The 26250-nt window shown below is 41.0% G+C and carries 31 protein-coding genes and 1 pseudogene; 23 read left to right on the top strand and 9 right to left on the bottom strand.

Features of this window, described 5'->3' with window-relative positions:
- Nucleotides 1-89: 89 nt before the first annotated feature.
- From ACXAHI_RS17345 to ACXAHI_RS17300, 10 genes are all read left to right on the top strand, one after another.
- Nucleotides 90-1064, top strand: a complete 975-nt coding sequence (locus tag ACXAHI_RS17345; protein WP_474850040.1) for an NAD(P)H-dependent flavin oxidoreductase — start codon at nucleotides 90-92, stop codon at nucleotides 1062-1064.
- 159 nt (nucleotides 1065-1223) lie between these two features.
- Nucleotides 1224-2243 carry an ABC transporter substrate-binding protein gene (locus tag ACXAHI_RS17340; RefSeq protein ID WP_474850038.1) on the top strand — a complete coding sequence of 340 codons (1020 nt, stop codon included), beginning with the start codon at nucleotides 1224-1226 and terminating at the stop codon, nucleotides 2241-2243.
- Nucleotides 2244-2327: 84 nt separating this feature from the next.
- A complete protein-coding gene (locus ACXAHI_RS17335; RefSeq protein WP_474850036.1) occupies nucleotides 2328-3353 on the top strand; it encodes an ABC transporter permease in 1026 nt (341 codons plus the stop codon).
- Nucleotides 3319-4113: an ABC transporter ATP-binding protein gene (locus tag ACXAHI_RS17330; RefSeq protein ID WP_474850034.1), complete on the top strand. Its 795-nt coding sequence runs from the start codon at nucleotides 3319-3321 to the stop codon at nucleotides 4111-4113. The genes ACXAHI_RS17335 and ACXAHI_RS17330 overlap by 35 nt, the downstream gene beginning before the upstream one ends.
- 149 nt (nucleotides 4114-4262) lie before the next feature.
- Entirely contained in the window at nucleotides 4263-4667 is a 405-nt protein-coding gene (locus tag ACXAHI_RS17325; protein WP_474814170.1) for a thioesterase family protein, read from the top strand.
- Between the two features lie 25 nt (nucleotides 4668-4692).
- Nucleotides 4693-5793, top strand: coding sequence for a Glu/Leu/Phe/Val dehydrogenase dimerization domain-containing protein (locus tag ACXAHI_RS17320; protein WP_474814168.1), 1101 nt, complete (start codon nucleotides 4693-4695; stop codon nucleotides 5791-5793).
- Between the two features lie 29 nt (nucleotides 5794-5822).
- Nucleotides 5823-6887: a pyruvate dehydrogenase (acetyl-transferring) E1 component subunit alpha gene (gene pdhA / locus ACXAHI_RS17315; protein WP_474850211.1), complete on the top strand. Its 1065-nt coding sequence runs from the start codon at nucleotides 5823-5825 to the stop codon at nucleotides 6885-6887.
- Nucleotides 6884-7879 carry an alpha-ketoacid dehydrogenase subunit beta gene (locus tag ACXAHI_RS17310; RefSeq protein ID WP_474814166.1) on the top strand — a complete coding sequence of 332 codons (996 nt, stop codon included), beginning with the start codon at nucleotides 6884-6886 and terminating at the stop codon, nucleotides 7877-7879. The genes pdhA and ACXAHI_RS17310 overlap by 4 nt, the downstream gene beginning before the upstream one ends.
- 15 nt (nucleotides 7880-7894) lie before the next feature.
- Entirely contained in the window at nucleotides 7895-9067 is a 1173-nt protein-coding gene (locus tag ACXAHI_RS17305; protein WP_474850032.1) for a dihydrolipoamide acetyltransferase family protein, read from the top strand.
- Complete coding sequence (locus tag ACXAHI_RS17300) at nucleotides 9067-10479, top strand: dihydrolipoyl dehydrogenase family protein (protein ID WP_474850030.1); 1413 nt, start codon at nucleotides 9067-9069, stop codon at nucleotides 10477-10479. Before ACXAHI_RS17305 ends, ACXAHI_RS17300 begins: the two co-directional genes overlap by 1 nt.
- 17 nt (nucleotides 10480-10496) lie before the next feature.
- Here the strand turns inward: ACXAHI_RS17300 and ACXAHI_RS17295 are convergent, their stop codons facing one another.
- The gene (locus ACXAHI_RS17295; RefSeq protein ID WP_474850028.1) at nucleotides 10497-11066 is read right to left on the bottom strand and encodes a helix-turn-helix domain-containing protein; all 570 of its coding nucleotides are present in this window, start codon (nucleotides 11064-11066) and stop codon (nucleotides 10497-10499) included.
- A 103-nt stretch (nucleotides 11067-11169) separates the two neighbouring features.
- On the opposite strand from ACXAHI_RS17295, the gene ACXAHI_RS17290 reads away from it, so the two are divergent.
- The 6 genes from ACXAHI_RS17290 to ACXAHI_RS17265 all read left to right on the top strand — a co-directional run bounded on the left by ACXAHI_RS17290 (nucleotide 11170) and on the right by ACXAHI_RS17265 (nucleotide 15422).
- Nucleotides 11170-11880, top strand: a complete 711-nt coding sequence (locus ACXAHI_RS17290) for an AzlC family ABC transporter permease (RefSeq protein WP_474850026.1) — start codon at nucleotides 11170-11172, stop codon at nucleotides 11878-11880.
- Nucleotides 11873-12181, top strand: a complete 309-nt coding sequence (locus ACXAHI_RS17285; protein WP_270182493.1) for an AzlD domain-containing protein — start codon at nucleotides 11873-11875, stop codon at nucleotides 12179-12181. Before ACXAHI_RS17290 ends, ACXAHI_RS17285 begins: the two co-directional genes overlap by 8 nt.
- A 211-nt stretch (nucleotides 12182-12392) precedes the next feature.
- Nucleotides 12393-12644, top strand: coding sequence for a hypothetical protein (locus tag ACXAHI_RS17280; protein WP_474850024.1), 252 nt, complete (start codon nucleotides 12393-12395; stop codon nucleotides 12642-12644).
- Between the two features lie 181 nt (nucleotides 12645-12825).
- Nucleotides 12826-14097, top strand: coding sequence for a M48 family metallopeptidase (locus ACXAHI_RS17275; RefSeq protein WP_474850022.1), 1272 nt, complete (start codon nucleotides 12826-12828; stop codon nucleotides 14095-14097).
- A gap of 411 nt (nucleotides 14098-14508) precedes the next feature.
- The gene (locus tag ACXAHI_RS17270) at nucleotides 14509-14889 is read left to right on the top strand and encodes a YueI family protein (RefSeq protein WP_474850020.1); all 381 of its coding nucleotides are present in this window, start codon (nucleotides 14509-14511) and stop codon (nucleotides 14887-14889) included.
- Nucleotides 14890-14906: 17 nt separating this feature from the next.
- Nucleotides 14907-15422, top strand: coding sequence for a redoxin domain-containing protein (locus tag ACXAHI_RS17265; protein ID WP_474850018.1), 516 nt, complete (start codon nucleotides 14907-14909; stop codon nucleotides 15420-15422).
- Nucleotides 15423-15458: 36 nt separating this feature from the next.
- Here the strand turns inward: ACXAHI_RS17265 and ACXAHI_RS17260 are convergent, their stop codons facing one another.
- A complete protein-coding gene (locus ACXAHI_RS17260) occupies nucleotides 15459-16796 on the bottom strand; it encodes a DUF2254 domain-containing protein (protein ID WP_474850016.1) in 1338 nt (445 codons plus the stop codon).
- A 127-nt stretch (nucleotides 16797-16923) separates the two neighbouring features.
- Between ACXAHI_RS17260 and ACXAHI_RS17255 the strand changes: the two genes are divergently transcribed.
- On the top strand, nucleotides 16924-17097 hold the full coding sequence (locus ACXAHI_RS17255) for a hypothetical protein (protein ID WP_474850014.1): 174 nt from the start codon (nucleotides 16924-16926) through the stop codon (nucleotides 17095-17097).
- Nucleotides 17098-17304: 207 nt separating this feature from the next.
- On the opposite strand, the gene ACXAHI_RS17250 is transcribed toward ACXAHI_RS17255, so the two are convergent.
- Nucleotides 17305-17856, bottom strand: a complete 552-nt coding sequence (locus ACXAHI_RS17250) for a histidine phosphatase family protein (protein WP_474850012.1) — start codon at nucleotides 17854-17856, stop codon at nucleotides 17305-17307.
- 204 nt (nucleotides 17857-18060) lie between these two features.
- On the opposite strand from ACXAHI_RS17250, the gene ACXAHI_RS17245 reads away from it, so the two are divergent.
- Entirely contained in the window at nucleotides 18061-18600 is a 540-nt protein-coding gene (locus ACXAHI_RS17245) for a GNAT family N-acetyltransferase (RefSeq protein WP_474850010.1), read from the top strand.
- Between the two features lie 5 nt (nucleotides 18601-18605).
- Here ACXAHI_RS17245 and cls read toward each other — a convergent pair whose 3' ends face one another.
- Together cls and ACXAHI_RS17235 are read right to left on the bottom strand one after the other, a co-directional pair.
- The gene (cls, locus tag ACXAHI_RS17240) at nucleotides 18606-20105 is read right to left on the bottom strand and encodes a cardiolipin synthase (RefSeq protein ID WP_474850008.1); all 1500 of its coding nucleotides are present in this window, start codon (nucleotides 20103-20105) and stop codon (nucleotides 18606-18608) included.
- A 55-nt stretch (nucleotides 20106-20160) separates the two neighbouring features.
- Nucleotides 20161-20556 (bottom strand): DUF948 domain-containing protein, encoded by a 396-nt coding sequence (locus ACXAHI_RS17235; RefSeq protein ID WP_474850209.1) that lies wholly within the window; start codon nucleotides 20554-20556, stop codon nucleotides 20161-20163.
- 159 nt (nucleotides 20557-20715) lie between these two features.
- Here ACXAHI_RS17235 and ACXAHI_RS17230 point away from each other — a divergent pair, with 159 nt between their 5' ends.
- The 4 genes and pseudogenes from ACXAHI_RS17230 to ACXAHI_RS17215 all read left to right on the top strand — a co-directional run.
- Nucleotides 20716-21414, top strand: coding sequence for an AIM24 family protein (locus tag ACXAHI_RS17230; RefSeq protein WP_270182504.1), 699 nt, complete (start codon nucleotides 20716-20718; stop codon nucleotides 21412-21414).
- A 140-nt stretch (nucleotides 21415-21554) separates the two neighbouring features.
- The gene (locus ACXAHI_RS17225) at nucleotides 21555-21995 is read left to right on the top strand and encodes a macro domain-containing protein (protein ID WP_474850006.1); all 441 of its coding nucleotides are present in this window, start codon (nucleotides 21555-21557) and stop codon (nucleotides 21993-21995) included.
- Nucleotides 21996-22168: 173 nt separating this feature from the next.
- Nucleotides 22169-22537, top strand: a complete 369-nt coding sequence (locus tag ACXAHI_RS17220; RefSeq protein WP_474850004.1) for a KGG domain-containing protein — start codon at nucleotides 22169-22171, stop codon at nucleotides 22535-22537.
- Nucleotides 22538-22664: 127 nt separating this feature from the next.
- Nucleotides 22665-22916 (top strand): annotated as a pseudogene (locus tag ACXAHI_RS17215) (KGG domain-containing protein); the annotation flags it as partial.
- A 117-nt stretch (nucleotides 22917-23033) separates the two neighbouring features.
- Here the strand turns inward: ACXAHI_RS17215 and ACXAHI_RS17210 are convergent.
- The 3 genes from ACXAHI_RS17210 to ymzB all read right to left on the bottom strand — a co-directional run bounded on the left by ACXAHI_RS17210 (nucleotide 23034) and on the right by ymzB (nucleotide 24359).
- A complete protein-coding gene (locus ACXAHI_RS17210; protein ID WP_270182507.1) occupies nucleotides 23034-23231 on the bottom strand; it encodes a DUF2188 domain-containing protein in 198 nt (65 codons plus the stop codon).
- Between the two features lie 312 nt (nucleotides 23232-23543).
- Nucleotides 23544-23906: a DUF4870 domain-containing protein gene (locus ACXAHI_RS17205; RefSeq protein ID WP_474850002.1), complete on the bottom strand. Its 363-nt coding sequence runs from the start codon at nucleotides 23904-23906 to the stop codon at nucleotides 23544-23546.
- Nucleotides 23907-24011: 105 nt separating this feature from the next.
- Nucleotides 24012-24359: a protein YmzB gene (gene ymzB / locus ACXAHI_RS17200; RefSeq protein ID WP_474850000.1), complete on the bottom strand. Its 348-nt coding sequence runs from the start codon at nucleotides 24357-24359 to the stop codon at nucleotides 24012-24014.
- Between the two features lie 115 nt (nucleotides 24360-24474).
- Between ymzB and mnmH the strand changes: the two genes are divergently transcribed.
- Nucleotides 24475-25536, top strand: coding sequence for a tRNA 2-selenouridine(34) synthase MnmH (gene mnmH / locus ACXAHI_RS17195; protein ID WP_474849998.1), 1062 nt, complete (start codon nucleotides 24475-24477; stop codon nucleotides 25534-25536).
- Here the strand turns inward: mnmH and ACXAHI_RS17190 are convergent.
- Entirely contained in the window at nucleotides 25499-25963 is a 465-nt protein-coding gene (locus ACXAHI_RS17190) for a hypothetical protein (RefSeq protein ID WP_270182511.1), read from the bottom strand. The two genes, mnmH and ACXAHI_RS17190, sit on opposite strands and share 38 nt — an antisense overlap.
- Nucleotides 25964-26250 lie beyond the last annotated feature (287 nt).

The following is a 26250-nucleotide window of genomic DNA, read 5'->3' as shown; positions in this document are numbered from 1 at the left end:
AGTGTCTGTTTTTTGAATGTTTAGTATGAGTATAACACGTAATCTATTAAACGTAATAAATACGTTACAGGAAAAGAGGCGAGGACATCATGAATCGAATTTGTGAAACGCTATCGATCAACTATCCTATCATACAAGGTGGTATGGGAAATATCTCAAGCTCAGAATTAGCATCTGCGGTCTCGAACGCAGGAGGTCTTGGCACGATTGGAACTGGAACGATGTTGCCAGATGAGGTCGAGAAATTGTTAGTAGATATAAAAATGCGTACATCATTACCATTCGCTGTAAATATCCCGATCACCGTAACTCCTTACTTTAGAGAGATGTGTGAACTGGTAGTGAAGCATGACGTCAAAGTAGTGTCTCTCTCTGCAGGGAACCCTTCACCATTCATTCCGTTTTTTAAAGAACATGGCATAAAAGTAATCTGCGTGACAGCTAGTGTGAAGCATGCGGTGAAAGCTGAAAATGCCGGGGCAGACATCATTGTTGGAGAAGGTTTTGAAGCAGCAGGAATCAACTCATCTCTAGAACTAACGACCTTGACGTTGATTCCACAGTTAAAAGCTAGTGTATCGATTCCAGTCATCGCTGCTGGTGGAGTAGGAGATGGCAAAGGATTAGCGGCAGCCTTTGTGCTCGGAGCTGAAGGGGTTCAGATGGGGACAAGACTTGTCGCAACGAAAGATTCTCCGTACCATTCAAATTATTTAGATCAGATTTTGCAATCGAAAGACACTGGTACTGTCATCGTTGGACGGAGTGTAGGCAAAGTGAGAAGGATATTAAAAACAAGTTATTCATCAATGTTAGAAGAAGCAGAAAGAAATGGGGTACATCCTAACGATTTTGCCAAGATGACGGCTGAAGATAAGCACATTATTGGAGCGATTGAAGGACGGCTGGAAGAAGGGTTTATCAATGGTGGACAAGTTAGTGGACTGATCGATTCGTTACCTACTGTGGAAGAGCTTTTTGTAACGATGATACGAGAAGCTTCAGAAACACTAAACGATCAATCCCTACAGTTCAACAAGTTTAAACAACCTAATAACGGATAAGGGGAAGCCCTTGTCTATAATAAATATTTTTAAAATAAACAATAGTAATAATTGTTTGATAATTCGTTGACAAGCTTCACAATAGCAGTGTACCATTACGATAAAATATGACAGATAGCTACATGAAGGTTCTCATTAAATGAACAGGGGGAGAAAATGATGTTGAAATCATGGAAAAAATGGGTTGGTATTTCTCTTGTCAGTAGTGTCTTGGTGCTTGCAGGGTGTGGAAGTAACAATGCGTCATCTGACTCTGACAGCGGGGGAGAAGGGTCAGAAGATAAGATGTATACGATCGGAGTAACGCAAATCGTTGAACATCCGTCGTTGGATGCGGCATTCGAAGGCTTTAAAATGGCGCTTGAAGAGAACGGCTTTAAAGAAGGAGAGAACGTTACATACGATGTGCAAAATGCGCAGAATGATATGAACAACAGCAATACCATCGCTCAAAACTTAGTTGGAGATAATGTCGATCTGATCTTTGCAAACTCGACTCCAAGTGCCCAATCAGCATTGAACGCAACGTCAGATATCCCGATCATCTTCACTTCGGTTACAGATCCTGTTGGAGCGAAGCTAGTAGAATCGTTCGATAAGCCAGGAGAGAATATCACAGGTACAACTGATACTCATCCTGATGCGATCCCTAATACAATTGAATTTATCTCGAGTGAATTCGACGCTGAGAACGTTGGGTTAATTTACAACGCAGGGGAGCAGAACTCTGTTGCACAAGTTAAAGTTGTAAAAGAAGCGCTAGAAAGTAACGGGTTGACGCCTGTTGAGAAAAGCGTATCGACTTCAGCTGAAGTAAAGCAAGCTGCCGAAGCACTCGTAGGAAAAGTCGATGTGATCTATATTGCTACTGACAATACGGTCGTATCTGCGCTTGAATCTGTTATCAGCGTTGCGAACGACAAAGACATTCCAATGTTTGCTGGGGAATTCGATTCTGTTGAACGAGGCGCGTTTGCTGCTTACGGATTCGACTATAAAGATATCGGATACGAAGCAGGTTTGATGGCAGCAAAGATTTTAAATGGTGAAGCAACAGCATCTGAACTACCTGTTCAATATCCTCAAAATCTGAAGCTTAAGATGAATAAGAGTGCTGCTGAAGAAATGCGAATCGATATCAAACAAGAATGGGAGGAAGAAGGAGAATATACCGAGTAACAGGACAGGTTCGAGAAAGAAGCCAGCTTCTTTTTCGAACCGTTTTTTTACTCGTCAAATGAAATTTAAGGGGGAAGCTTACATATGGGCTCAGCATTATTTGGGGCGGTTGAATCTGGTGTCATCTATGCCATCATGGCGCTCGGTGTTTATCTATCATTTCGAATATTAGACTTTCCGGATTTAACGGTAGACGGAAGCTTTGTAACTGGGGCTGCAATTGCCGCTATTCTGATCGTTAATGGGACAAATCCTTTCTTTGCAACTTTGATCGCGATCGGTGCAGGGTTTCTAGCAGGATGTGTGACAGGGTTACTACATACAAAAGGAAAAATAAATCCACTGCTTTCAGGGATTTTAATGATGATTGCACTTTACTCGATCAATCTCAGAATCATGGGCCGTTCGAATGTGCCCCTGTTAAATGAAGAGTCGATCTTTACGAAAGTAGAATCGATCTTCTCATCACTAGGAATTGAATCGTTACTAAACAGCATAGCATCGGCCGTTGGGCTAGGAAGTATTACCTCTACATGGTCGATTTTAATAAGTATGCTGCTGCTTACGGCTGTTATTAAAATCTTGACCGACTATTTCCTTAAGACGCAGGTCGGTCTGGCATTACGTGCGACAGGTGATAACAAGCGAATGATCAGGAGTTTCTCAGCCAACACTGATCAACTGACAATCCTAGGTCTTGGCATCTCAAATGCTCTTGTCGCTCTGTCTGGAGCGCTCATTGCGCAGTACAGTTCATTTGCAGATGTAGGAATGGGAATCGGGATGATTATTATTGGTCTTGCCTCCGTCATTATTGGAGAAGCGATATTCGGAACGAAAACGATCGCGATCACAACGTTTGCCGTTATTGGGGGAGCCATCGTTTACCGATTGGTTGTAAGTCTGGCACTTCGAGTCGATTTTCTTGAAACAGGTGATATGAAATTGATCACAGCAGTCATTGTTATCGGAGCGTTGATCTTCCCGCAGATAATCGATGGGCAAAAGGAACGGAATCGAAAGAAACGGAAGCGTCTACAGCAAACGAAACTGAAAGAGAATGGAGGAAATGAGTATGCTTCTTCTAAATCAGATTCACAAAGTGTTTAACGAAGGAACACTAGACGAGAAGGTTGCGCTAGAAGATATCGATCTAAAATTACAACCTGGTGATTTTGTAACTGTGATCGGAAGTAACGGTGCAGGAAAATCGACGTTGATGAATATGATCTCTGGCGTGTTAACTCCAGACGTAGGTGATGTTTTTATCGATGACAAGAAAGTAACGACGATGCCAGAGTATAAGCGGTCGAGGTTAATTGGGCGAGTCTTTCAAGATCCGATGGCAGGGACAGCCCCTTCGATGACGATTCAAGAGAACTTAGCCATGGCCTACTGTCGGAACCGTAGGCGTACTCTTGTAAAAGGCGTTACGAAAAAACTAAGAACCACTTTCCAGGAAGCTCTTGAAAGTCTTCACCTTGGACTTGAAGATCGACTGAACGCGAAAGTAGGATTATTATCCGGTGGAGAAAGACAAGCACTCTCTCTACTGATGGCCACGTTTACTGATCCGAAAATTCTCTTGCTTGATGAACATACGGCAGCACTCGACCCAGCTCGAGCAGAGCTCATAACTAAGCTTACCGGAGAAATCGTTGAGAAAACGGGACTGACCACTGTGATGGTTACGCATAATATGCAACAAGCGCTAGATCTCGGAAATCGCTTGATCATGATGGACAGCGGTAAGATTATTCTAGAAGTTGATGGCGAGGACAAGCAGAATCTTACGATCGAAGCCTTGCTACAGGAATTTCAAAGAATCAAAGGTTCAAAGTTGAATAGTGACAAGGCACTGCTTGGGTAAGCCTTATGAACAATAGCTGTCGAAGTAGGTTCGGCAGCTTTTCTAACGTGAAAGGGTCGTAATTTTTTGACAATTAATTGACGGTTATTATACGTGATGTTATTATATCGTTAAATAAACGTCATATATTTTAGTGTGATGATTAGGGGATGAAGCGAGTGAAGGATGGTATCGCTATCGGACAAAAAGCAACGGTTACAACAACAGTGACATCAGAAATGTTCGCTCAGTTTGAAGGGAACGTTGTCCATCCAGCTTATTCTACCGTTTCGATGGTCTACCATATGGAATGGGCATCGAGAAAGCTCATCCTTCCATACTTAGAAGAGGAAGAAGAGGGAATAGGCGGAGGGGTCGAAATGAAGCATCTTGGACCAGCTTGTGAAGGTCAAGAGATCACGATCACCGCAACGATCACCTCATTGACGAGTAAATCAGTGATTAGCTATGTGGAAGTGAGAAGAGGATTGGATATTATCGGAACGGGATCAGTCGTCCAGTTCGTCCTCCCTAAGAAAGCAATAGAAGAGAAATTAGCAAATGCTAAATTGTAAGCGATTTCATTAAGGGGTGAAAATCATGTTTGATCGAATAGCTGAGCATGAACAGGTACTTTTTTGTAATGACGCAGATACAGGACTTAAGGCCATCATTGCGATACATAATACAACGCTTGGTCCTGCGCTTGGTGGCTGTCGGATGAGACCGTATGAAACCGTAGACGATGCTTTAGAAGATGTCCTTAGGCTTTCTAAAGGAATGACATATAAATGTGCTGCAGCAGATGTGGATTTCGGAGGAGGTAAAGCCGTAATTATCGGAGATCCTCTTACAGATCGCACACCAGAATTATTCCGTGCATTCGGTCAGTTTGTAGAATCGCTTAACGGGCGATTTTATACAGGAACAGATATGGGGACGACACCAGATAACTTTGTCCATTCTTTACGAGAGACGAACTGTATCGTAGGCGTTCCTGAAGAATATGGTGGAAGCGGAGACTCTTCCATTCCTACCGCAAAAGGTGTTTTATACGGCATTCAAGCTACGAACAAAATGGTATTTGGGAATGAGGAGTTCGGAGGTAAGACGTATGCGATTCAAGGCCTTGGAAAAGTAGGGTATAAAGTTGCTGAAATGTTGCTTGAAGAGGGCGCAGAAATTATCGTTACTGATATTAACCGCTCCGCTATCGATCGACTCATTCAGCGTGCGATTGAACTGAAGGGTGAGGTCAAGGTTGTCTCAGGTGATGAGATCTACGAAGCTGACGCAGATGTGTTCGTACCATGTGCGCTAGGTGGGGTCATCAATGATCGTACGATCGATATGTTAAAAGTCAGTGCTGTTGTCGGATCAGCTAACAATCAACTTCTCACTCTTGAGCACGGAGACCGCCTTCATAATAGAGGGATTCTCTATGCACCGGACTATATCGTGAACAGCGGAGGGTTAATACAAGTATCTGATGAGCTGTATTCTCCTCACCCGATGCGTGTACTTCAAAAGACGAAAGCAATTTACGATACGCTTCATACGGTGTTCAAAAACGCAGAAGAAAATTCAATATCGACTGTCCAGGCAGCGAATTATTTTTGTGAAGAAAGAATTGAAAGTCGTAAAAGAAGAAATAGCTTCTTTTCTCACAAAAAGCCTGGCAAATGGGCTGTGCGTTCTTAAATGCAGATAATAGGAGGATACGTATGGATATGAATGAGAAATTCCCTATCGTACAGCTAATCACTGGTGACGGCAGGAGAACCGGAGCTATTTCTGAAAACATTACGATCGAAAAAGCAAAACGTTTTTATCAGCATATGGTGTTTTCTCGTTTGTTCGACCGAAAAGCAGTAAATCTTCAAAGACAGGGGCGTATTGGGACATACGCTCCTTTTGAAGGGCAGGAAGCTTCTCAGATCGGCAGTGCACTTGCGATGGAAGATGGCGACTGGATGTTTCCGACGTATCGCGATCATGCAGCTACTGCTGCATTTGGTCATTCTTTGAAAAATATATTCCTCTATTGGAAAGGGTGTATTGAAGGCTGTGTGCCTCCGAAAGGAAAGCATATCTTTCCACCTTCCGTTCCGATTGCATCTCAGATTCTTCACGCAACAGGTACCGCATGGGCGGAGCAAAAGAAAGGGACCAACAGAGTGTCGATCGTCTATTTTGGTGACGGTGCAACTTCTGAGGGAGATTTTCATGAGGGGCTAAATTTTGCCAGTGTGTTTAACATTCCTGTCGTATTTTTCAACCAAAATAATGGCTATGCGATCAGTGTTCCTCTTGAACGTCAGATGAAAACCAAAACGATTGCTCAGAAGGCTTTAGCATATGATATCCCAGGTGTTCGGGTCGATGGAAACGATGTGTTTGCTGTTTACGATGAAACGATGAAAGCGGTCGAGCGAGCAAGAAGCGGCGGTGGACCGACGTTAATCGAAGCAGTCACATGGAGATATGGCGCTCATACTACAACGGATGAGCCTTCGAAATACCGTGACCAGTCTGAAAGTAGTAGAAGAAGAGAGACTGAAGACCCAATCACAAGAGTAGAGAGGTTTCTTGAACATGAAGGAGCATGGGATTCGAATTGGGCAGAGAACGTTCATGAAGAAGCAGAACAAAAGCTTGATGAAGCGGTGATCGAAATGGAAAAAACGATTAAATCTGATGAATCACTCATGTTTGACCATGTGTTTGGGACGGATGTTTGGCCAGTTCAGGAGCAAAAGCATCGTTTCTTTTATGAAGGGAGCGAGAAGGGATGAGTACTGCCGTAAATACAAAGAAATTGACTATCGTCCAAGCGATTACGGATGCGTTAAGAGAAATGCTAGCTGAAGATGAATCTGTATTGGTGCTCGGAGAAGACGTAGGTAAGAACGGAGGGGTATTCAGAGCGACAGATGGTCTTTTTGAGCAGTTCGGTGATGATCGCGTAATCGATACGCCTCTAGCAGAATCAGGATTGATCGGGTCATCGATCGGTCTTGCGATGAACGGCTTTAAACCCGTCGTAGAAATTCAGTTCCTTGGATTTATCTATCCTGGTTTTAATCAATTGATCACCCATGCTACGCGCATTCGAACTAGGACGCAAAGCCGCTATACCGTTCCGTTAACTGTACGAGCTCCATATGGATCGGGTGTAAGAGCACCAGAAATTCATAGTGACAGTACTGAAGCACTTTTCACTCATATTCCTGGATTAAAAGTAGTTGTGCCTTCAAATCCTTATGATGCAAAAGGTCTCCTGATCAGTTCTATAAAAGATCCAGACCCAGTTCTATTCCTTGAACCTATGAAAATCTATCGTGCAGGGAAAGAAGATGTACCAACTGAAAGCTATTCTGTTCCCCTTGGTAAAGCTTCAGTGAAGCGAACAGGTGATGATGTCTCGATCTTCGCCTGGGGTGCGATGGTGAGAGTGGCCGAAAAAGCAGCTGAAGAAGCAAGTAAGAATGGAATGCACTGTGATGTCATCGACCTAAGAACGTTATATCCGTTAGATAAAGATGCAATCGCAGAATCTGTACAGAAAACAGGAAGAGCCATTATCGTCCATGAAGCTCCTTCAACTGGTGGCGTTAGCAATGACGTGATCGAGATCATCAACGATACTTCCTTCCTCTATATGAGAGCCCCAATTAAAAAAGTGACAGGCTACGATACGCCTGTACCTCTATTTACACTTGAAGACGACTATGCGCCTGATGAAAAGAAAATCTATCGAGCAATTGAAGAAGTGACGCGTTTCTAAGGAGGGTGAACGTTAATGGAAGTGAAACTTCATGATATAGGTGAAGGGATGTCTGAGGGAGAAGTCGTTCAACTTCTCGTTAATCCTGGCGATGTTGTAACTGTGGATCAACCGTTGCTTGAGGTTCAAACAGATAAAGTGACGGCTGAGCTTCCGGCACCTATCGCTGGAAAGATTGAGAATATCCTTGTTTCTCCTGGAGATGTGATCGAGGTAGGGAATGTGATGTTAACGATCAATCCGACTCAGGAAAGTGAGCGGCCTCCTGCTGAGTCAGCAGAACGGGGATGGCGCAATCACAATAGAATACTAGCTGCTCCTTTTACTAGAAAGATTGCGAGGGAAAACGGAGTAGATATCGAGAAAGTTGTAGGAACTGGTCCTGCGGGGCGCGTCATGGATGAAGACGTGATCAACCACATGAAAACAAGTGTTAAGAAACCTGCACCGATCAAGGAGAAAAAAGAAGTCAGGAAAGAAGCTCCGCCTGAAAGCTCGACAACGACCATACCATTCAAGGGGAGGCGTAAACAGATTGCAGCGAAGATGTCACAGTCCCGACTTGCGATTCCTCACGTCTCACACTTTGATGAAGTCGACGTTTCCAATGTTCTCGAAATGAAAGCACAGTTAGAACAAAGGGGAGAGGCGATATCAGTTGCTGCGTTTTACATTAAAGCGGTTTGTACTGCCCTTAGAGACTTTCCTATTTTCAATTCTGTGCTCGATGAAGATGAAGGGGTTATCCATTTAAAGCCTTCTATTCATATTGGTCTTGCGGCTGATACAGAGGATGGATTGATCGTTCCAGTTATCCATGATTGTGACACGCTTTCAGTTAAGGAAATTCATAGAGAAATGAAGAGGCTATATGAAGCTGCAAGTACAAATACGCTTCTTCCTAAAGAAATGACTGGCAGTACATTTACCATCAGCAATGCTGGTCCCCTAGGTAGTACTGGTGCAACGCCGATCATAAATTACCCAGAAGTAGCGTTGATGGCTTTTCATAAAACGAAGAGAATGCCTGTCGTAGGTAAAAATGATGAAATCGTGATCCGATCGATCATGAATCTATCGATGACGTTCGATCATAGAATAGCGGATGGTGCACATTCGATGCGATTTACGAATCGTGTGATGGAATTAATCGAGCAGCCTGCACTGCTCTTAACGGAGTTGAAATAATGGTAGTAGGAGAATTGGTATATGAAAAAGACCTGGTGATCATAGGAGCAGGACCAGGGGGCTATCAGGCAGCGATCCGTGCAGCAAACTACGGACGTGATGTGACCTTGATCGATCGCACTGAACCTGGTGGGGAGTGCTTACATAGCGGATGTATCCCTTCAAAACTGCTTGCTGTTTCTGCGAGTAAGATGAACGAAGCAGCTCCTGGCCTTACATTGTCAGCTTCCTTTTCGATGAAGCAATGGAACAGTGACAAAAAAGAAGTGGTAAAGAAACTAGAAACAGGACTTCACTCATTGTTCAAAACGAGTAAAATCGAATTTATACAAGGAAACGCCTCTTTCTTATCAGAGGAGCGGATCGGTGTTGAGCAAGGCGAGAAATTTGAAGTATGTTCTTTTAACCATGCGATCGTCGCAACAGGAAGCAGTCCGAAGATCCCCTCCTTTTATGAAGAACATAGTGATTTTGTACAATCTGTCGAAGACCTTTACAATCTGGAACGTGTGCCAGAGACCCTCGTTCTATATGGATCGGACTATGTGACTGCAGAAGCAGCAAGTAGCTTTCAAGCCCTTGGTTCTCATGTCCATGTGATGACAGATGAGGCCTCATTTCTACCTGAACTTGATGAAACGATTGGTAAAGAAGTAAGAAGACAGTTCAAGAAACAGGGAATCCGTGTTTCTACCGGGGTTACAAATATAACGATAAACGAAGAAGGAAGCTCTATAAAAGTTACCGCAAACGATTCTAAGGGGAAAGATTTACAGATGTTTGCCGACATATTAGGATATTCAGCGGGAAGAAGGCGTAATCTTGAAGCCCTCGGTCTAGAGAATGCGAGAGTTAAGGTGAATGACGATCACTTTATTACGATCGACGATTCATGTCAGTCATCTAATGATCGCATCTATGCTTGTGGGGATATTACAAACGGACCGTCACTTGCGGTTAAAGCGATCAAGCAAGGTAAGGTAGCAGCAGACAACTGCTGTGGAGTTTCTTCTGTATGTGATCTTACTTTTTTACCTGTCGTCATGCACACGTTACCTCAAGTAGCATCAGTTGGATTAACCGAAGCGGAAGCGAAAGAAGCGGGATATAAAGTGTCTACAGGGTTATCTCATATGCGAGCAAACGGCTATGCGACGTTACAAGGGCAACCTGAAGGTCTGGTAAAAGTGATAAGAGATGAGGAGACGCATCTTTTACTAGGCTTTCATGCGATTGGAAGTGGTGCAATCGAACTCATCGAAAAAGGAACGCTCGCCCTGGAGATGGTTGCCCGAGATGAAGACTTTATTTACCCATTTGCGCCTCACCCGGGATTTGGAGAAGCATGGATCGAAGCAACTGAAAATTCACTTCAACTATCTAAAACAGAATCAAAACAAAAACAACGCTGATTGGCGTTGTTTTTTGCTTATCTATGACGCGTGGGGTAATGAATGATCATCATCGCTTTACAATATGATTTTGAAGGATTCACATAGCGGTGAGGATAGTTGGCGGTAAATCGCAAGCTCTCGCCTCTCTTGATCGAATACGAAATATCATTCACAATGAGCTGCATGTCCCCTTCTTCCACAAAAAGATATTCTTCCACGCCTTCAGGATGGGAGTTGGAATGATAATCACAGCCTACATCTAACGTTATCGCGAAACTTTCAAACGATTTCCCCGGTTCCATTGGAAACAGGGGAACGACTTTCATTTTTCCACCTTCCTCAAAAAGCGGTTCAATTTCGTCTCTGTTCACCTTTTTTATCACTGGTTGTTCCTCATCTATAAAGGCTGTGAAGGAAACACCAAGGCCATTTGCAATTTTCCAAAGTGTATTTACGGTCGGGTTTGAGGCTCCTCTTTCAATTTGAGCGAGCATCGGCTTGCTTACTGAACATTGAGAGCTAAGCTGATCGAGACTCAGACCATTCTCCTGGCGTAGCTTCTTAAGCTTTTCACCGATTTGTTTTGTTAAAGAGTTGTCACTCATTCTTATCTCCTATTCTATGGTAAAGTACCTATTGATGTTTTGTTTAATATAACATACAATCAGTATAATATATTAAACAATCAACGCCAATAGGAGTGATGGTATGCAGGCGATCACGAGTGTTACAAGAAGTGAGTCAGGATTTGCAACAGGTCTTAGAGCAGGCACAAGCATAGCGATTGGCTATATGCCAGTTGCGCTCACATTTGGCTTATTAGCTAGAACAACAGGGCTTACTGTGTTTGAAGCGATTTTAATGAGCATGCTAGTATTTGCTGGGGCAGCACAGTACATAACGCTAAGCCTACTTGCAATCGGAACAGGTGCATTAGAAATTATTTTTACAATATTCATTGTAAATATTCGACATCTATTGATGAGTGCCTCCATTAACGAAAGAGTAACAGAAGATTCGGTCTGGAAAAAGGCTCTATATGCATTTGGTATTACAGATGAGACGTTTACTGTAGCAGCTACAAAGAGTGGAAACGTGACGACAGGTTATATGTTTGGGCTCTGCTTGATCTCTTACACGAGTTGGGTGGTCTTTACGGGAGCAGGATATATGGTAGGGGCATCACTCCCGGGTGTTATCCAACAGGGGATGAGCGTTGCACTATATGCGATGTTTGTTGGACTGCTTGTTCCGTCTTCTAAGAAGAGTCGGAAAGTCATCATTCTAGCAGGAGTGGCTGCACTCTTTAATAGTTTCTTTTCTTATCTTAGCATCTCGACAGGTTGGTCTATTGTCCTAGCTACATTATTATCATCCGTGCTAGTAGAGATTGTTACGGGGAGGAAAGAGAATGTCTAGTACAATGCTATTGATCATCGTTGGTATGGCTGTTGTGACGTATATTCCAAGAATGGTGCCGCTTGTATTCTTTAACTCAGATCATATACCTGCCTCACTTCAAAACATATTGAAAAATGTACCGTTTGCGATTTTAGGCGCACTGATTTTTCCTGGTATCTTAACGATTCATGAAGATATGACATTTGGGCTGATCGGAGCAGCTGTCGCTTTCATCACCGCTTACCTTGGTGCCAACTTAATTGTCGTTGTGATGACTTCGGTTGGAGCTCTTAGTGTTTATGCTTATTTCTTCTTGTAAAGAAAAATTGCAATGGAAAGTGAACAATTTCTATTTCTTTACAGAGAGATTAAATTAACGAAATAGTCAAAAATATTACCGGTATTTACGTTTCAGTTCCATTTAAGCGGGAAATTGTGATAGCAGGAAGGGATTCCCATCTAAAAAGGAGGGTTTCCGGAGCCTTGTTTCTCGCAGTCTAGAGAAATAATCTGCTAAAGGAGCTGGAAACATGTTAAGACCAACAGAAATTGAAGAAAAATCAACTTGTAGAATGTGCGATAATGACTACACTTGGTTCATTCCGATCGCAAAGGATAATTATCAATCACAAGATAGGGTTGAAGCGACTGCAATCACGACAAAAAGCAGTCAAGCTCCTGTGGTGGAGCTCCATGTAATTTCGCAGTGTCCTCATTGTGGAGTGATGAACCGATATGATCATAGCTATGATCGCACGAATGTCTATGTAGAGAGTAAATAAACTGATATGAAATCGGCGGTTGTTCCGCCGATTTTTTTGTGCCCCGTTTTGTAATAATATTGATCTAAATTATAACAATATAAGTAGAGTACTATTACATAACCCAACAATACAGACAGGTTCTAATTGTGAGGTTTGCTCGTACAAATAATATAGAGAAAGTATCGGGAGGAGAAATATTATGAGGAAACGAGTAACCTGGTGGTTCATTCTTGGCTTCTCCGCATACGCGCTCTTAATGGGGCTTTATTTGTTTTATTGGGCTGATTTTGGAGTACCGAAAGCGTATCAAGGTACGGCGGCAGACCCAGCTACATTCATGTCTGAAAGGCAGCTTGAACTTTCGGAAGAATATTCACGTTACAGAAGTTTTTTGTCCTTCCTGTCAATTCCTTTTGAATGGGGGATTTACCTTCTTGTACTAGGTTTTGGTCTATCGAAAATGTTCAAGTCGTTTGGGAAAGGAATCTCAAAGAAAGGTTTCGTCATCATACCTGTCTATATTGTTCTTCTCTCTGCCTTTACGTGGATCGTTACATTTCCTCTTAAATTTTGGAGCAGGTCGCTTTCGGTAAAATATGGTATCAATACGCAGGCTTTTTCTGATTGGATGAAGGACGAAATGATTTCTTTCTGGATTGAGATCGGTCTGACCTCAATCATAATCGGAGTGTTGTATTTCTTAATCAAGCGCTTTGAGAAGAGATGGTGGCTTGCGGCATGGGGATTGATGGTCCCGTACTTAGCTTTTATGATGTACATTCAACCAGTTGTTATCGATCCTTTGTACAACGACTTTAGTTCACTGTCTGATAAAGAACTTGAGGAGCAAATTCTCGACTTAGCGAATGAGGCAAATATACCAGCTGACAGAGTATTTGAAGTGAACATGTCTGAAAAAACGAATGCAATGAATGCATATGTTACGGGAATAGGCTCAAATTTACGAATTGTGCTATGGGATACGACAACGAACAAGTTACAAGATGATGAAGTGCTTTTCATCATGGCGCACGAGATGGGCCACTACGTAATGAACCACTTGTATGGGAACCTTGCAGGTGCTTTGATCATGAGCTTGTTCGGTTTGTATATCGCTTATCGCCTTTTAGGTAAAATTGTTGCGAAGTGGGGAGATGCATGGGGTGCAACATCAGTTTCCGATATAACGACACTTCCTGCATTGCTGCTTCTCTTTTCAATCATGTCATTTATTGCAAGTCCGGTAGAACTTGCTATCTCGAGGCATGCTGAAATGAATGCCGATCAATATGCTATTGAGATGACAGACGATGTGGATGCTGCAGTAGGGTCTTTCCAGAAGCTAACGATAAACAGTTTAAACGAAGTGAATCCACCGGTCTTAGTAAAGTTTTTCAAATACGGTCATCCAACAATGATGGAACGTTTAATCATGCTAAACCAATACGAAAACGATGCGCCTTCTGAATAAAATAGAAAGGCCTAGTCTTTTTAGAAAGCGTGAAGAGCTATCAGTGTAGTAAGGTTACAGTCAACCAGCGATATATGCTGGCGTTAATTAACCTAGGACGTGATGTTTTATTTAGTTTAATTGTATTCTAGTAGGAGTGAATCCCTCTTGACTCCAGTGGTCCAACGGGCGTTCGAGCCTCGGAGTGGAGGGGTTTTGTCCGCTCTGAGGCTCGGGCGTTCGTCCACAGGAAAGCAAGAGGGATTCAAACTCCTGCGGCATAGGGAGCGCAAAACAAGCTACGCCTTCTGAATAACTCAGAAAGGCGTTTTTTTATTTAGAGAAATGTTTTAAGTTCGAATATCTCTTTACTAGCATTTCAATCACACTATGTGAGACACTATTCTTAATCATCAAGAAGAGGTGTATGAATTGGACAAAGAGATCAAACAAGCATTAGAAGCTGGAATCCATGGCACTCCAGAATTAAAGCCTGCTGAAAAAGCACTATACTTATCAACGTTCAGGGAGCGAGTTTACGTTGCGCTTACGAAAAGACAAGTGGCTCAAAAGCTGTATCCTCCTGTAAAGAACGAAATGAGTAGGGGGCGCATTTTACTTTTAAATGGAGATTTACCATATTCCATGCTATCGAAATATATAAAAGAAGCAAACAAAGCTTCTATACCATTTACAATCATTAATGATAAAGAAACCGATACTCCCTTGGGGCTAGTATTAGCATCAAAAGATGATGCAGTAAATCGTGAAGAAATCTTCGTTCGCGATGAATATTTCTCTCTAGATACGTAGTAAAGGAGCGAGACTTGATGCTTAAACGAATCGTGCTTCTAATCCTTGTTGCTGCGCTTGGATGGGGAGTCTATAGTACGGTGATCGCCGAACCAAGTGTTGGTACAGAAATAAACGATCGTGCACCAGACTTCACTCTTACGACCCTCAAAGATGAAGAGGAAGTAAGCTTGTCGGACTTTGAAGGAAAACCGGTGTTTTTAAATTTCTGGGCAACTTGGTGTCCTCCGTGTAAAGAGGAAATGCCAGATATTCAGGCCTTCGCTGATCAATATGGGGAAGAGGTTGAAGTAATTTCGGTAAACTTTACGAAGTTTGAACCTAAAAAGGATGAGATTCCGATCTTTGTCGAAGAAAATAACTTGAGGTTTCCTGTTTTAATGGATACTGAGGGCAAGGTAGGAGAAGATCTCTACAAAGTACTCTCGATGCCAACTTCCTACATGATTGATCGTGAAGGAGTTATTGTTGAAAAACGGGTAGGCCCTTTAACCCTTGAAGAAATGGAAGAGTGGTTGCAATCTGCATCATAAACAAAAACGGCCCATATCGGCCGTTTTTTTTGCGTTTTAGACGGGCTTTTTGAGAGGCGTATAAGCTTCTTCGAATCCTGTTGCTTTTGCCACCTTTTTTAATTTCTCATTGATAAACCGAAAATCTAAGTCATCGAGAACGTTCGGATCAAATCCTCTTATGACAAACTGACCGAACTCCCAAATCGTCTCATGAATGTCATGTTTGTTTCCATCTGCTGCTAATTCTAGTGAGTGAAGGATCGAGCCAAGAACGGATACGTCCTCACGTGCATAGTGCCTTATTTGATAGAAACTTTTATAAAGGTACGTACTATAGGTGACTGGATTCGTTATGACGCGAAGGTTTTTGTTTTCATCATGGTATAGAGGTTGGGGGATATGTTTCTGGCCTAACCGTGATAACACCCTTCCTAAGCGATTGATACAATTAATCGCAGTATTAGGATCGTTGATTCCAGGGGAAATTGCTCTTAATGCAATTTCAACGAGCTTTTGGATTCCATATTCAATATCTTGATCTGTTGTTCGTTCCGTTCCAAGCGATAAGGCATCTAATATTTTTTCTTCTTCGGGATAATCTTTTGCAGACCAATAAGAGATGACGACTGTACCTTCGTCGATGAATTCACCAATATCTCTATCAAGTTTAATAATAAGATCATGTTGAATAGCGATCTTTAATAGATCTTTGATCGCTACATTTTGTAGGTAACCAGATACTCGAGAAGAAATTGTACGAGGTTCTTTCATTTTAATTTCATCGAGTTCCCATGAGTCCCATGAAGCAGACCCACCTTCGTTCGCCTTTTCAAAATCCATAAATGTTCGATCGATTGTATCCATCGTGTTCTTTGAGATATGTTTGATTAAGTTTCCGACTAGAATCCAGTTTGCTACGTGGTGGATAAAATACACAAAATAAGCGACACATACAATAGCATAAGTGACTGCCAAAACCGGCGCAAAGTAAACGAATCCATCCTCTGCGGTTTGTTCGATCAGTAGGAGAAGGATGATGAAGTAGATGATTCCACCTACAAAAATACCAAGTACACGTTTAGTGATGCGATCGGTTATGAAATTCTGGAGTGTTCTTGGAGAAAAGTTCGATAAATAAGTAGTAAGTACAACCATAATTGTAGAGAAAGTAATGGTCGTCATCGTCAACATGGAAGACACGAGTGTGCTTAAGATTGTTATACTTGTATCATAGGTAGCGAAGAAGAAGTAAGGTAGAATAATGGGATTTCCTTGAATGAAGTGCCTGTCAAAAACGAGCGTGAGTATCGCTGCAATGAATGCTCCCACTCCATAGAAGGTTGGAATGAACCAGAAGCTGGATCGAATTTGTTGTAAATTACTATACTTCACTACCATCACCCCTACTATGTACTTAGGTTAGTATTTGATAATGAAGTCATAAATCATACATCTGTCGTGTTACTTTTAATTTAAAAGGGTATGAAAAATATAAGAGATTCAAGAGGAGGCGTTGTCTATGATCATTTATAAATCTGGAGTCTATCGCAATATTCATGAAAAGCGCTACGAATACTGGGTAGTAAAATCGGAGGATATCAAAGTGATGGCTTCTTGGATCAGTTGGGATGTACCGCAACACGCCATCGATCAATGGATGAACGAAGTAACTGATATCGAAACGACGGATTAAAAAACCTCCCAACAGATCAGGAGGTTTAAAGTAAGTCTTTTCTTATCCGCTTTTTTACAACGTCTTTAGGTTCCCAGCAGTCGAATTGATACGTAGGTTTGGTTTCAAAACCGAGCCGTTTGCATCTGTAAGAAGTACGTGGGTTCTTAACGATTGCGAAATGAATGCAGGTGGCACAACAATGGTATTTTGAATAAAACCCGGTCTTCATGTAGGGATCACGTTCACATGATCGATTGAAGCGATTTTATCATTTTCGAAAACCAGCTTAAAACAATCAGGGTTCTTCAACGACTTCCAAGTATCGAACCCGTGTGAGGATTCAAAGTGATTGAGAATGAGTGTGAAGAGATTTCCGTGCGTTACGACAAGTGCATTTTCATTTGTTACTCGAACAACATCCATTATAGCTTCTACTCCTCTAGTTGCTGCTTCAGCACTAGATTCCCCGCCCGTTAGCTTGTGTGAGAAATCATCAAACGTTTTTTCTAATTCTGTCATCCAGTTATCCAAAACCACTTCTGAGAGTATTCTTTCCTCTAGCCGTTCATCAATCGTGATCTGCTTGTCTAGTTTTAGCGCGATCGGTTCAATTGATTGTAGAGCTCTTGTGAAGGGGGAAGAATAAAGTTTATCGAATGTTATACTTTGTAGATGCTCCGCTAACATCACGGCTTGTTCCCGGCCTTTTGGAGTTAATGAGGCATCGTGGGCTTGACCTTCTGCTTCACAGTGACGTACGAGGTACAAATTTTTCACTATGATCACTCCTTCACTACTCTTTATAATTTTCTCATTATAAATTTTACCATGAGTAGATAAAGATCAAAAAATAAATTCAAAAAATTGAAACTTAATTGCTTCTGAATCGTCTTATAATTGATCCCCTTATTTTATGTTTTTTTATTTTGCCTGGAGAGCAGTCGTTCTCCAGGAATTTTTTTGAGTAGAGAGGATGTTTAAGTGAACGAGTTTCCAGAACTTATTACAACAAGGCTGCGTTTAAGAGAGATTAAAGAAGAAGATGTTACGGCGTTATTTATGATTTTTTCTAGTTCACACACAATGAAGTATTATGGCAATGATACGATTCAGAACTTAGAAGAAGCTGAGGGAATCATGATGAGCTTTAGAAAAGGGTTCGAGAACAAGCGAGCATTTAGATGGGGAATCGCACTTAAAGAGTCTGATGAGTTAATCGGAACATGTGGTTTCCATAATTGGGCTGAGCGCGTTGGGAGAATTGAGATTGGCTACGATTTAGTAGAAAAAGCAGAAGGAAAGGGATATATGACAGAGGCTCTATCCGCCATTATCCCGTTTGGTTTTGATGAGTTGCGCCTAAATCGTATAGGGGCATTGGTTCATCCTGATAACACCTCCTCCCGAAAGTTACTAACAAAGCTCGGTTTTCAGGAGGAGGGGGTTCTTAGAGACTATGCATACGCAGGAGGGAAGCACTTTGATCTCATGATGCACGCTCTCTTAAAAAAAGATTGGTAACGTCGTTAGAGAACGGGAGAAAATAACCTTGCGAATGATTCTTTCGTCCGGTGAAGCAATCCTCTTTCGTTATATCTGTTCTTATCTACTTTTATGGAGTCTTTGATATCTTCTTGGTAGGCGTTTATTAAGTCTGTAATGGTGTTCGCCTGAAATAAGAAAACATTCACTTCAAAGTTTAAATGCATGGAGCGCATGTCCATATTTGCTGTTCCAATCGTTGCGATATCGTCATCCACAATCATAATCTTCTGGTGAAGAAAACCTCGTTGGTACATATACACTTCTACACCATACTCCAGAAGCTGTGAGAAGTAGGAGCGAGTAGCGTATTGTGTAAGAAATCCATCACTCACTTCAGGAACGATTAATTTTACTTCAACACCACGCATCGCAGCGATGGAAAGAGCAGCTCTTAGCGCTTTGTTTGGAACGAAATAAGGCGTTGCGATCCACACACGATCTTTTGCTGTTGTGATCAAGCTGAAGTAAAGGTCTGTCATAGCACTTCTCTTTGTATCAGGTCCGCTCGGGACAATCTGAGCACCGCCGTCACCTTCCACATCGTACGTTTCTAGATACTTTTCCGATAACAAACTTTCTCCAGACATGTATTCCCAATCCATAAGGAAAACGCCGTGTACAGCGGAAATGATTTCACCTTTGACGAGAAGGTGGGTATCTCTCCAGTAGTTCATATTATTGTAATCGCCGGCGTACTCATCTCCAATGTTAAGACCACCTACAAAAGCGGTACGTCCATCGATCACGATGATTTTTCGATGGTTTCGAAAATTAACGGTTTGATTGAAGAAACCGTATTTGATGGGAAGGAACTGCTGGACACTAGCTCCCGCAGCTCTTAGTGCATTTTTAGAAGCTCTTGAAAGATTATGACTGCCAATTGAATCATAGAGCACCCGCACTTCAACGCCTTCTTTCGCTTTTTCAACGAGGAGATCAATGATTGATTTTCCTAACTCATCGGAACGGAACGTGTAGTATTCCATGTGAATGTATGTTTTTGCATTTTTTATTTCTTCTTTAATAGCCGGAAATGTATCACTTCCGTTTAACAGGAGCTTCGTTTGGGACCGCATGCTGATAGGGCTAGACACCATCGTAGCAATAAGGTTTGAAAAGTTTTGGTTCCGCTCATTCAAGTCATGCCAGCGCTCTGATGCAGAGAAATTAACATACTTCTGAAAAAACTCGAGGCCGTTTGTACGTTTCTCTTTAAACAAGTGCCCCTTTACCTCTAACTGACCTGAGAAGAGGAAGAACACATACCCGATAATAGGAAAGAAAATCAGCACGTACATCCACAATAACGTTTTATAAGGTGACCTTTGTTCAAGCATGAGGACGAAGAGAATAGAAAATAAGATCACAAGATAGATTGTTCCAAAAACCCACTTCCATAGGGTGGGGATCGATGTGAACAACACGCTGTAAAGGCTCGTTGTCATTAGAATAAAGAAAATGATTTGTCTAATTTGTTTCATAAGTAGCCCACCTAATAAGTTGTTTTACAGTACAAAAAAAGTAAGGGCTGCGCCCTTACTCCGCTTTCGATTTTCTCTTAACGCGGTAGCGGCCCCACATGTCGATCAGTCGATCGCCTAGTTCGACCAACCTTTCATCTGATGTATCTTTTTGTGGGTTTGGTGTGTTCTTAATCGATGTGAAAAGTTTTTTGAATGGTTCAGGGGTTGCTTTCGCTTCTCCGATCACGCCTTGAATCGTTTCTTTTTTTGTTTGAATGTTCTCTGTTATTTGATTCGATGTGTTTGTTAAGTTCGTTGTTTCTTCGTTGATCTTATCAACTTTTTCTTGCAGTCTTGCTGCAGTGGCAGAAAAATCATTCAGTGATACTTTCGTTTCTTTAGAGGTTTTTACTGCAACGATGCCGAGATAAATGAGTGAAAGAACTACTAGTGCAATACTTATATACACGATGATCAAGGTCATACCTCCAGTCTTTGTCTTATACGTTTTAATGTACCCTGTGCTGGAATGATCCAAACAGTCTATATCTACAGTCTAAACCAACTGTGTGAGAAGTTATAGCGATTATTGTAAAATGGTGGTAAGAAATAGAAGGGAGAGGTTTTTGTGAATCGATACTCGATGGATGAGTTCGTAAAATCAACAGAGCAAAAGGATAAAGGTGAAGGATTTTTTGAACTTGAAACTGAAAGAATGTTGGAAGTGAATTTAAACGGTAAAGTATGGGCGAAAGCAGGATCTATGATCACGTATAATGGAGAAATAAAATTCGAACGTGAAGGTATTTTAGAACATGGTTTAGGTAAAATGTTCAAAAAAGCATTCACAGGTGAAGGTGCTTCTCTGATGAAAGCTGAAGGAAGAGGGAAGTTATACTTAGCTGATTCTGGGAAGAAGATTTCAATCATTCATTTAGGTCATGGGGAGTCAATCAGCGTAAACGGCAATGATCTTCTTTCATTTGAAGAACGAATCGATTGGGATATTCGAATGATGAAGCGGATTACTGGGATGATGGCAGGTGGTTTATTTAATGTAACATGTAATGGACCTGGCATGATTGCCGTTACGAGTCATTATGAGCCGCTCACGATTCGAGTAACACCAGATAAACCGGTTATTACTGATCCAAACGCAACGGTAGCCTGGTCTGGTAATTTAAACCCAGATTTTCAAACGGATGTGTCTCTCAAGTCTTTCTTTGGAAGAGGCAGTGGAGAATCGATTCAGATGAAATTCGAAGGTGAAGGATTTGTGGTTGTTCAGCCTTTCGAAGAGGTATACATGCAGAATAATCAGGGATAAAAAATCTTTTTTTATAGCAAAATCCTATTAAAACTGCGAAACCTATCATTTTATGCAGAACGAAGGAAAATATTCCTATTGAATTTATCTGATTTTTCATTATAATCATACAAAAGGGTTCTCTAAAGGAGAGTGCATGTATGATTCAATTAGAAAAAGGCAACCTTCTTAAAAGTGATTGTACTGTGATTGCTCACCAATGTGATTGCTTCAATGCATTAGATGTCGGGATTGCAAAATCAGTGAAAGAAACCTACCCTGAAGCAGCTAAAGCAGACGAAAACTTTCCTTTTCCACCAAAAAAGAAGCTAGGTAAATGTTCGTTTGCCTTGAGTCACGATAATAAGAGAATTATTGCGAATCTATACGGTCAATATAAACCAGCCGGTCTTCAAACGAACTACCCAGCCTGGTTGAAATCTTTTGAGAGTATGATTAAAGAACTAAAGCCATTTGAGGAAAAAGGTTTTAAAATAAAAATCGGTTGTGGAATCGATAAGGATGATTTGATCAACGTAAAGAAATCTCTAGAAAAGCTTTCTAAGAAATACGAAAGACCAATCCATGTGTACTACTCTTAATCATAAAGCCCTCAAGTTGGGGGCTTTTTTTTGTGTGAGGAAAACAGATCATGTTGGTAAGATTGGCTTATATTTGTAAAATAACCCCATTATTTGGTTTCGAAAAAGTCTACCGTGGAATACCACAACTGTAGCAAAAAAAGAAAACAAGTATCTTAAAGGAGGAAGAGAACATGGCAAATAACAATGACAAGATGAGCAGAGAAGAAGCAGGTCGAAAAGGTGGAAACAAGACCGCGAGAGAACATAATAAAGAGTTTTACCAAGATATCGGCCAAAAAGGTGGGGAAACAACTGCAAATGAACATGACAAAGAATTCTATCAAGAAATAGGAGAAAAAGGTGGAAACAAAACAGCAAGAGAACACGATAAGGAATTCTACGAGGAGATCGGCGAAAAGGGTGGAAACAAAACATCACGTGAACATGATAAAGAGTTTTATCAAGAGATAGGAGAAAAAGGCGGAGAGCAAACGTCTAAGAATCATGATAAAGAATTCTATAAGGAAATAGGAAAAAAAGGTGGAAATCAGAACAAATAAAAAAAGAGCGGTTTGGGCCCGCTCTCTCTAAATGATACTTCACATAGAGTGTACCAAATTTATGAAAAACAGTAAAATACGGAAATTGAGTGAGATATAAACACACATTCTAAAGGAGGATTTTCAAATGGCTGATAATAACAATAATAAGATGAGTAGAGAAGAAGCAGGACGTAAAGGCGGGAATAAGACTGCGAGGGAGCATGACAAAGAATTTTATGAGGAAATTGGTGAAAAGGGCGGAAACAAAACATCACGTGAGCATGATAAAGAGTTTTATCAAGAAATAGGAGAAAAAGGCGGAGAGCAAACATCTAAGAATCATGACAAAGAATTTTACGAAGAGATTGGGAAAAAAGGCGGTAAAAATAGCGGAAACGGCAGTAACAATAATTGATGGGTATGAAGAGCGGAGAAGCCTCCGCTCTTTTTTTTTATGGACTTAAACAAAATTAAAACCCCTTCTTATGAAAGGGGCTTGAGTAATTAGGAATTATTAAAACTTACGCTCTTCCTCGACTTCATGCTGATCGTTCAGAATCAGTACTTTACTAGGAGTATCTTCCTTTGCAAGTTCTTCAGCTTTTTCAACAGCGTCTGAACGCATTTTATATAAATCTGTAGGTGCAATATCTTCCACCTTAACATACCAGCCTGTTACATCTTTGTTTGGTGCTACTGTGAATTCTTTCATGAATTAGTTCCTCCTTTAGTTGGTGTATATGTACTTCTTTCCCAACAACATGGAAGCTAAAACCTAACGATAACGATTCAGAATAAATAAAAAACCAGCGAATCGCTGGTTTATTGAGGTCTTGTTGTGATATAGAAACCGACGATAAAAGCGATAGGCACAGCCCACACCATAAATGCAAGCGCCCATACAGTAAAACGGTTCCATTCTTTTCCTTTTGCAGTCAAGGCACACCCTCCACATTCTAAGTTTACTTCCATTATAACATGGACATACCTAAATTATGTGGAAACATTCAAATTTAGTCGAATGTTAGGTGATCATTCGGAAAGTCAGCGGATACCGATAATCTTCTCCCTGATTTGATTTTACTGAAGCGATGATGATAAATACAAGTTGGACGATAAAAACTGCAGGTAGTAGGATAAATCCGATTAAGACGAGTGTGAGTATGCCTGCGATGATGCCGTAAATGGTCATGCAGATCTGGAAATTCAATGCTTCTTTTGCTTGCTCATTAATAAAAGGATGAACATCCTTCTTTAGTGACCAAATGATTAATGGTGCGATGATGTTACCAAACGGAATTAAATAGCCTGATAGTGCAGAAAGATGTGCAAACATAGCCCATGAACGCGTTTCGTCATCTGGGGTTTGAATATCCTTTTCCTCCATGAAGTACCTCCTTCATAACCGTCTATATACAAGGTATTATGAAGGCTTCTTAGATATTCTTTGCGATTTGTTCAAAACAAAAAAGGAACCTATCGCTGGCTCCTTCTAGTTGGAATTATACGTAATCACGTAATGTGCTCTCTCTGTCGTTATTTTCAGCTCATTTGCTGAACGATCGATTTCTTTTAAATCTTCTAATTGTACTTCATAGTTAGCGTCTGGAAGGGAAACGGGGTTTTTTTCAGAAATGATCTTACCTTTTCCCGCTAGTTGTAGGAGGGAAGAAGGTGTGTAATTATCGATCGTTTCCTCTCTGTGATACAAAGAAATGCGATCTAATACCATGATTACTTTATCCAAGTCTTCATTCTCTTGTTTTTGAATGATAAGATGTCCGCCAACCCAATCGTTTAAGGTTTCTTGTATACGAGTTACCATTTCGGTAGTTTCCATATTTTTCACCTCAATATAAACTTCCCCGAATTTAAGGTGCATAAACAAGGGTTTAAATGGTTCTAATCTAGAATGATATAATGAGCTAATAATGAGATACAAAGGATGAGTCGTTATGAGAACTATTTCGATAGATGAATGTTTCGATAGAAAATTACCCATCATAGATGTTCGAACCCCAGCCGAATTCGAGCAGTTCCACATTCCAGGAGCAGTCAACATGCCGATCTTTTCAAACGAAGAAAGAGAGTTAGTTGGAACAACATACAAACAACAAGGCACAGAAGCAGCGAAGGAGTTAGGGATCTCGCTTGTGTCTCCATCTCTTCCTGATTTTTATCAGAAGGCAAAAGTTCTATCAAAAGGACAGGAGTTTGTCGTTTACTGTTGGAGAGGTGGTATGAGGAGTAGAAGCCTTACTGTGATTTTTGAGATGATGGGGCTGCCATGTCGTCAACTTGTTGGTGGCATTCGTTCATATCGTCAAAATGTCACGAGAATACTTGAAAAACATGCTAAACGAAACGTAACTTTTCTTATAGTGGAAGGGTTTACTGGGACATCTAAGACAGACATTTTACATTATTTAAAAAACAAAGGCTACCCAGTCATTGATCTTGAAGGCTTAGCTGCACATAGAGGATCAGTCTTCGGAAGAGTGAATTTACCTGCAAGAAGCCAAAAGGAGTTTGAAGCGAAGCTTTCTCAACGGTTAAATGAAATAGGGGAGACGGATTATTATGTAATTGAGTCTGAAAGTAAGCGACTTGGGAACATTATCGTTCCGGACTTTATCTTTGAAGGCAAACAAAAAGGGACGCGCATACATGTTCACGCCCCGCTTTCTTATCGAATAAAAACCATTCTAGATACATATCATCCCGAACAGAATAGAGAGAAAATAGTAAAGGGCATCCAAAGAATCGAGAAACGTCTGCCAGATAATGAACGACGTTATATATCCCTCGCATTTGAGGAAAAGAATTATGAAGCAGTCGTCGAAAGCCTTTTGTTGAATTATTACGATCCTAGGTACACTCATAAGGCGACAGAGAATGTAGGTGAGGTTATAAATGTTCACTATGAGTCTCTTGATGAAGGATGCCAACTTGTCCAGAATGAAGTGGAGCGTCTAGTGTCTAAGCTTCGATTAGAAGGCGAGAAAGTTTCGCTTTAATTGATTTTCTCTGCTCTTTACCTGGTTCATTATTGTATTGTTCAATTAGATCATCGATTCGTTTGAAATACAGGTGGCTGATCCACGCTACATAGTTCTTATAAATAGAAGAAGTTAGGAATTTCACTAGCATGTTATCTTCTGGACCAAAATAATACGTTTTATCATCGAAAAAAGTAGAAAATCGACTGAACGATAGCTTTGTATAAGAGTTGTCCAAATCATAACGGAATTTATTCAGTACATCAGGAATTAAACGAATGGCAAAGACATCATCGTTATCAAACATTTCTTTAGGAGTAGGTAGGATAAGGTACGGGTAATCACAGTCATCCAGGGCAATGAAGAAATCATTAGGTGATTCATGACAGGTAGGGACGCGCTTGACGGTCGTTTCAACTATCAATTGATAGACTGAATCATTCATTGGTATTCCTCCCTTTATAATCTATCACCATTGTTGCCAGACTAGTAAACTTGTATACCCTTTGTCGAAAAGTAGTTTAATACAATCTATTAACCAACCCTCAAAAAAATTCCTTTATTTCAAATATTACATTTTTTTAGCTGCGATACAATTGTCGCGGCTTTTTTTATAAGAACAGATTAGAAAATGCATAACACTTGAAAGTCAAAGATAGTCAGATTATAATATGGTTACAAGGTCAAATATAGTCAAAGTCAAAATAACTGCATTGACCTTAACCAATACAT

Source organism: Anaerobacillus sp. ABD4_527 (assembly GCF_056160805.1).
The sequence above is the reverse complement of the archived record's forward strand: the minus strand, read 5'-3'. Positions and strand labels throughout refer to the sequence as shown.

What these genes read in the sequence shown, in the direction of transcription:
- ACXAHI_RS17345 (WP_474850040.1), top strand. Translation starts at nt 90, where the DNA reads ATGAATCGAATTTGTGAAACGCTATCGATCAACTATCCTATCATACAA.
- ACXAHI_RS17340 (WP_474850038.1), top strand. Translation starts at nt 1,224, where the DNA reads ATGTTGAAATCATGGAAAAAATGGGTTGGTATTTCTCTTGTCAGTAGT.
- ACXAHI_RS17335 (WP_474850036.1), top strand. Translation starts at nt 2,328, where the DNA reads ATGGGCTCAGCATTATTTGGGGCGGTTGAATCTGGTGTCATCTATGCC.
- ACXAHI_RS17330 (WP_474850034.1), top strand. Translation starts at nt 3,319, where the DNA reads ATGCTTCTTCTAAATCAGATTCACAAAGTGTTTAACGAAGGAACACTA.
- ACXAHI_RS17325 (WP_474814170.1), top strand. Translation starts at nt 4,263, where the DNA reads ATGAAGCGAGTGAAGGATGGTATCGCTATCGGACAAAAAGCAACGGTT.
- ACXAHI_RS17320 (WP_474814168.1), top strand. Translation starts at nt 4,693, where the DNA reads ATGTTTGATCGAATAGCTGAGCATGAACAGGTACTTTTTTGTAATGAC.
- pdhA (WP_474850211.1), top strand. Translation starts at nt 5,823, where the DNA reads ATGAATGAGAAATTCCCTATCGTACAGCTAATCACTGGTGACGGCAGG.
- ACXAHI_RS17310 (WP_474814166.1), top strand. Translation starts at nt 6,884, where the DNA reads ATGAGTACTGCCGTAAATACAAAGAAATTGACTATCGTCCAAGCGATT.
- ACXAHI_RS17305 (WP_474850032.1), top strand. Translation starts at nt 7,895, where the DNA reads ATGGAAGTGAAACTTCATGATATAGGTGAAGGGATGTCTGAGGGAGAA.
- ACXAHI_RS17300 (WP_474850030.1), top strand. Translation starts at nt 9,067, where the DNA reads ATGGTAGTAGGAGAATTGGTATATGAAAAAGACCTGGTGATCATAGGA.
- ACXAHI_RS17295 (WP_474850028.1), bottom strand. Translation starts at nt 11,066, where the DNA reads ATGAGTGACAACTCTTTAACAAAACAAATCGGTGAAAAGCTTAAGAAG.
- ACXAHI_RS17290 (WP_474850026.1), top strand. Translation starts at nt 11,170, where the DNA reads ATGCAGGCGATCACGAGTGTTACAAGAAGTGAGTCAGGATTTGCAACA.
- ACXAHI_RS17285 (WP_270182493.1), top strand. Translation starts at nt 11,873, where the DNA reads ATGTCTAGTACAATGCTATTGATCATCGTTGGTATGGCTGTTGTGACG.
- ACXAHI_RS17280 (WP_474850024.1), top strand. Translation starts at nt 12,393, where the DNA reads ATGTTAAGACCAACAGAAATTGAAGAAAAATCAACTTGTAGAATGTGC.
- ACXAHI_RS17275 (WP_474850022.1), top strand. Translation starts at nt 12,826, where the DNA reads ATGAGGAAACGAGTAACCTGGTGGTTCATTCTTGGCTTCTCCGCATAC.
- ACXAHI_RS17265 (WP_474850018.1), top strand. Translation starts at nt 14,907, where the DNA reads ATGCTTAAACGAATCGTGCTTCTAATCCTTGTTGCTGCGCTTGGATGG.
- ACXAHI_RS17255 (WP_474850014.1), top strand. Translation starts at nt 16,924, where the DNA reads ATGATCATTTATAAATCTGGAGTCTATCGCAATATTCATGAAAAGCGC.
- cls (WP_474850008.1), bottom strand. Translation starts at nt 20,105, where the DNA reads ATGAAACAAATTAGACAAATCATTTTCTTTATTCTAATGACAACGAGC.
- ACXAHI_RS17225 (WP_474850006.1), top strand. Translation starts at nt 21,555, where the DNA reads ATGATTCAATTAGAAAAAGGCAACCTTCTTAAAAGTGATTGTACTGTG.
- ACXAHI_RS17220 (WP_474850004.1), top strand. Translation starts at nt 22,169, where the DNA reads ATGGCAAATAACAATGACAAGATGAGCAGAGAAGAAGCAGGTCGAAAA.
- ACXAHI_RS17210 (WP_270182507.1), bottom strand. Translation starts at nt 23,231, where the DNA reads ATGAAAGAATTCACAGTAGCACCAAACAAAGATGTAACAGGCTGGTAT.
- ACXAHI_RS17205 (WP_474850002.1), bottom strand. Translation starts at nt 23,906, where the DNA reads ATGGAGGAAAAGGATATTCAAACCCCAGATGACGAAACGCGTTCATGG.
- ymzB (WP_474850000.1), bottom strand. Translation starts at nt 24,359, where the DNA reads ATGGAAACTACCGAAATGGTAACTCGTATACAAGAAACCTTAAACGAT.
- mnmH (WP_474849998.1), top strand. Translation starts at nt 24,475, where the DNA reads ATGAGAACTATTTCGATAGATGAATGTTTCGATAGAAAATTACCCATC.
- ACXAHI_RS17190 (WP_270182511.1), bottom strand. Translation starts at nt 25,963, where the DNA reads ATGAATGATTCAGTCTATCAATTGATAGTTGAAACGACCGTCAAGCGC.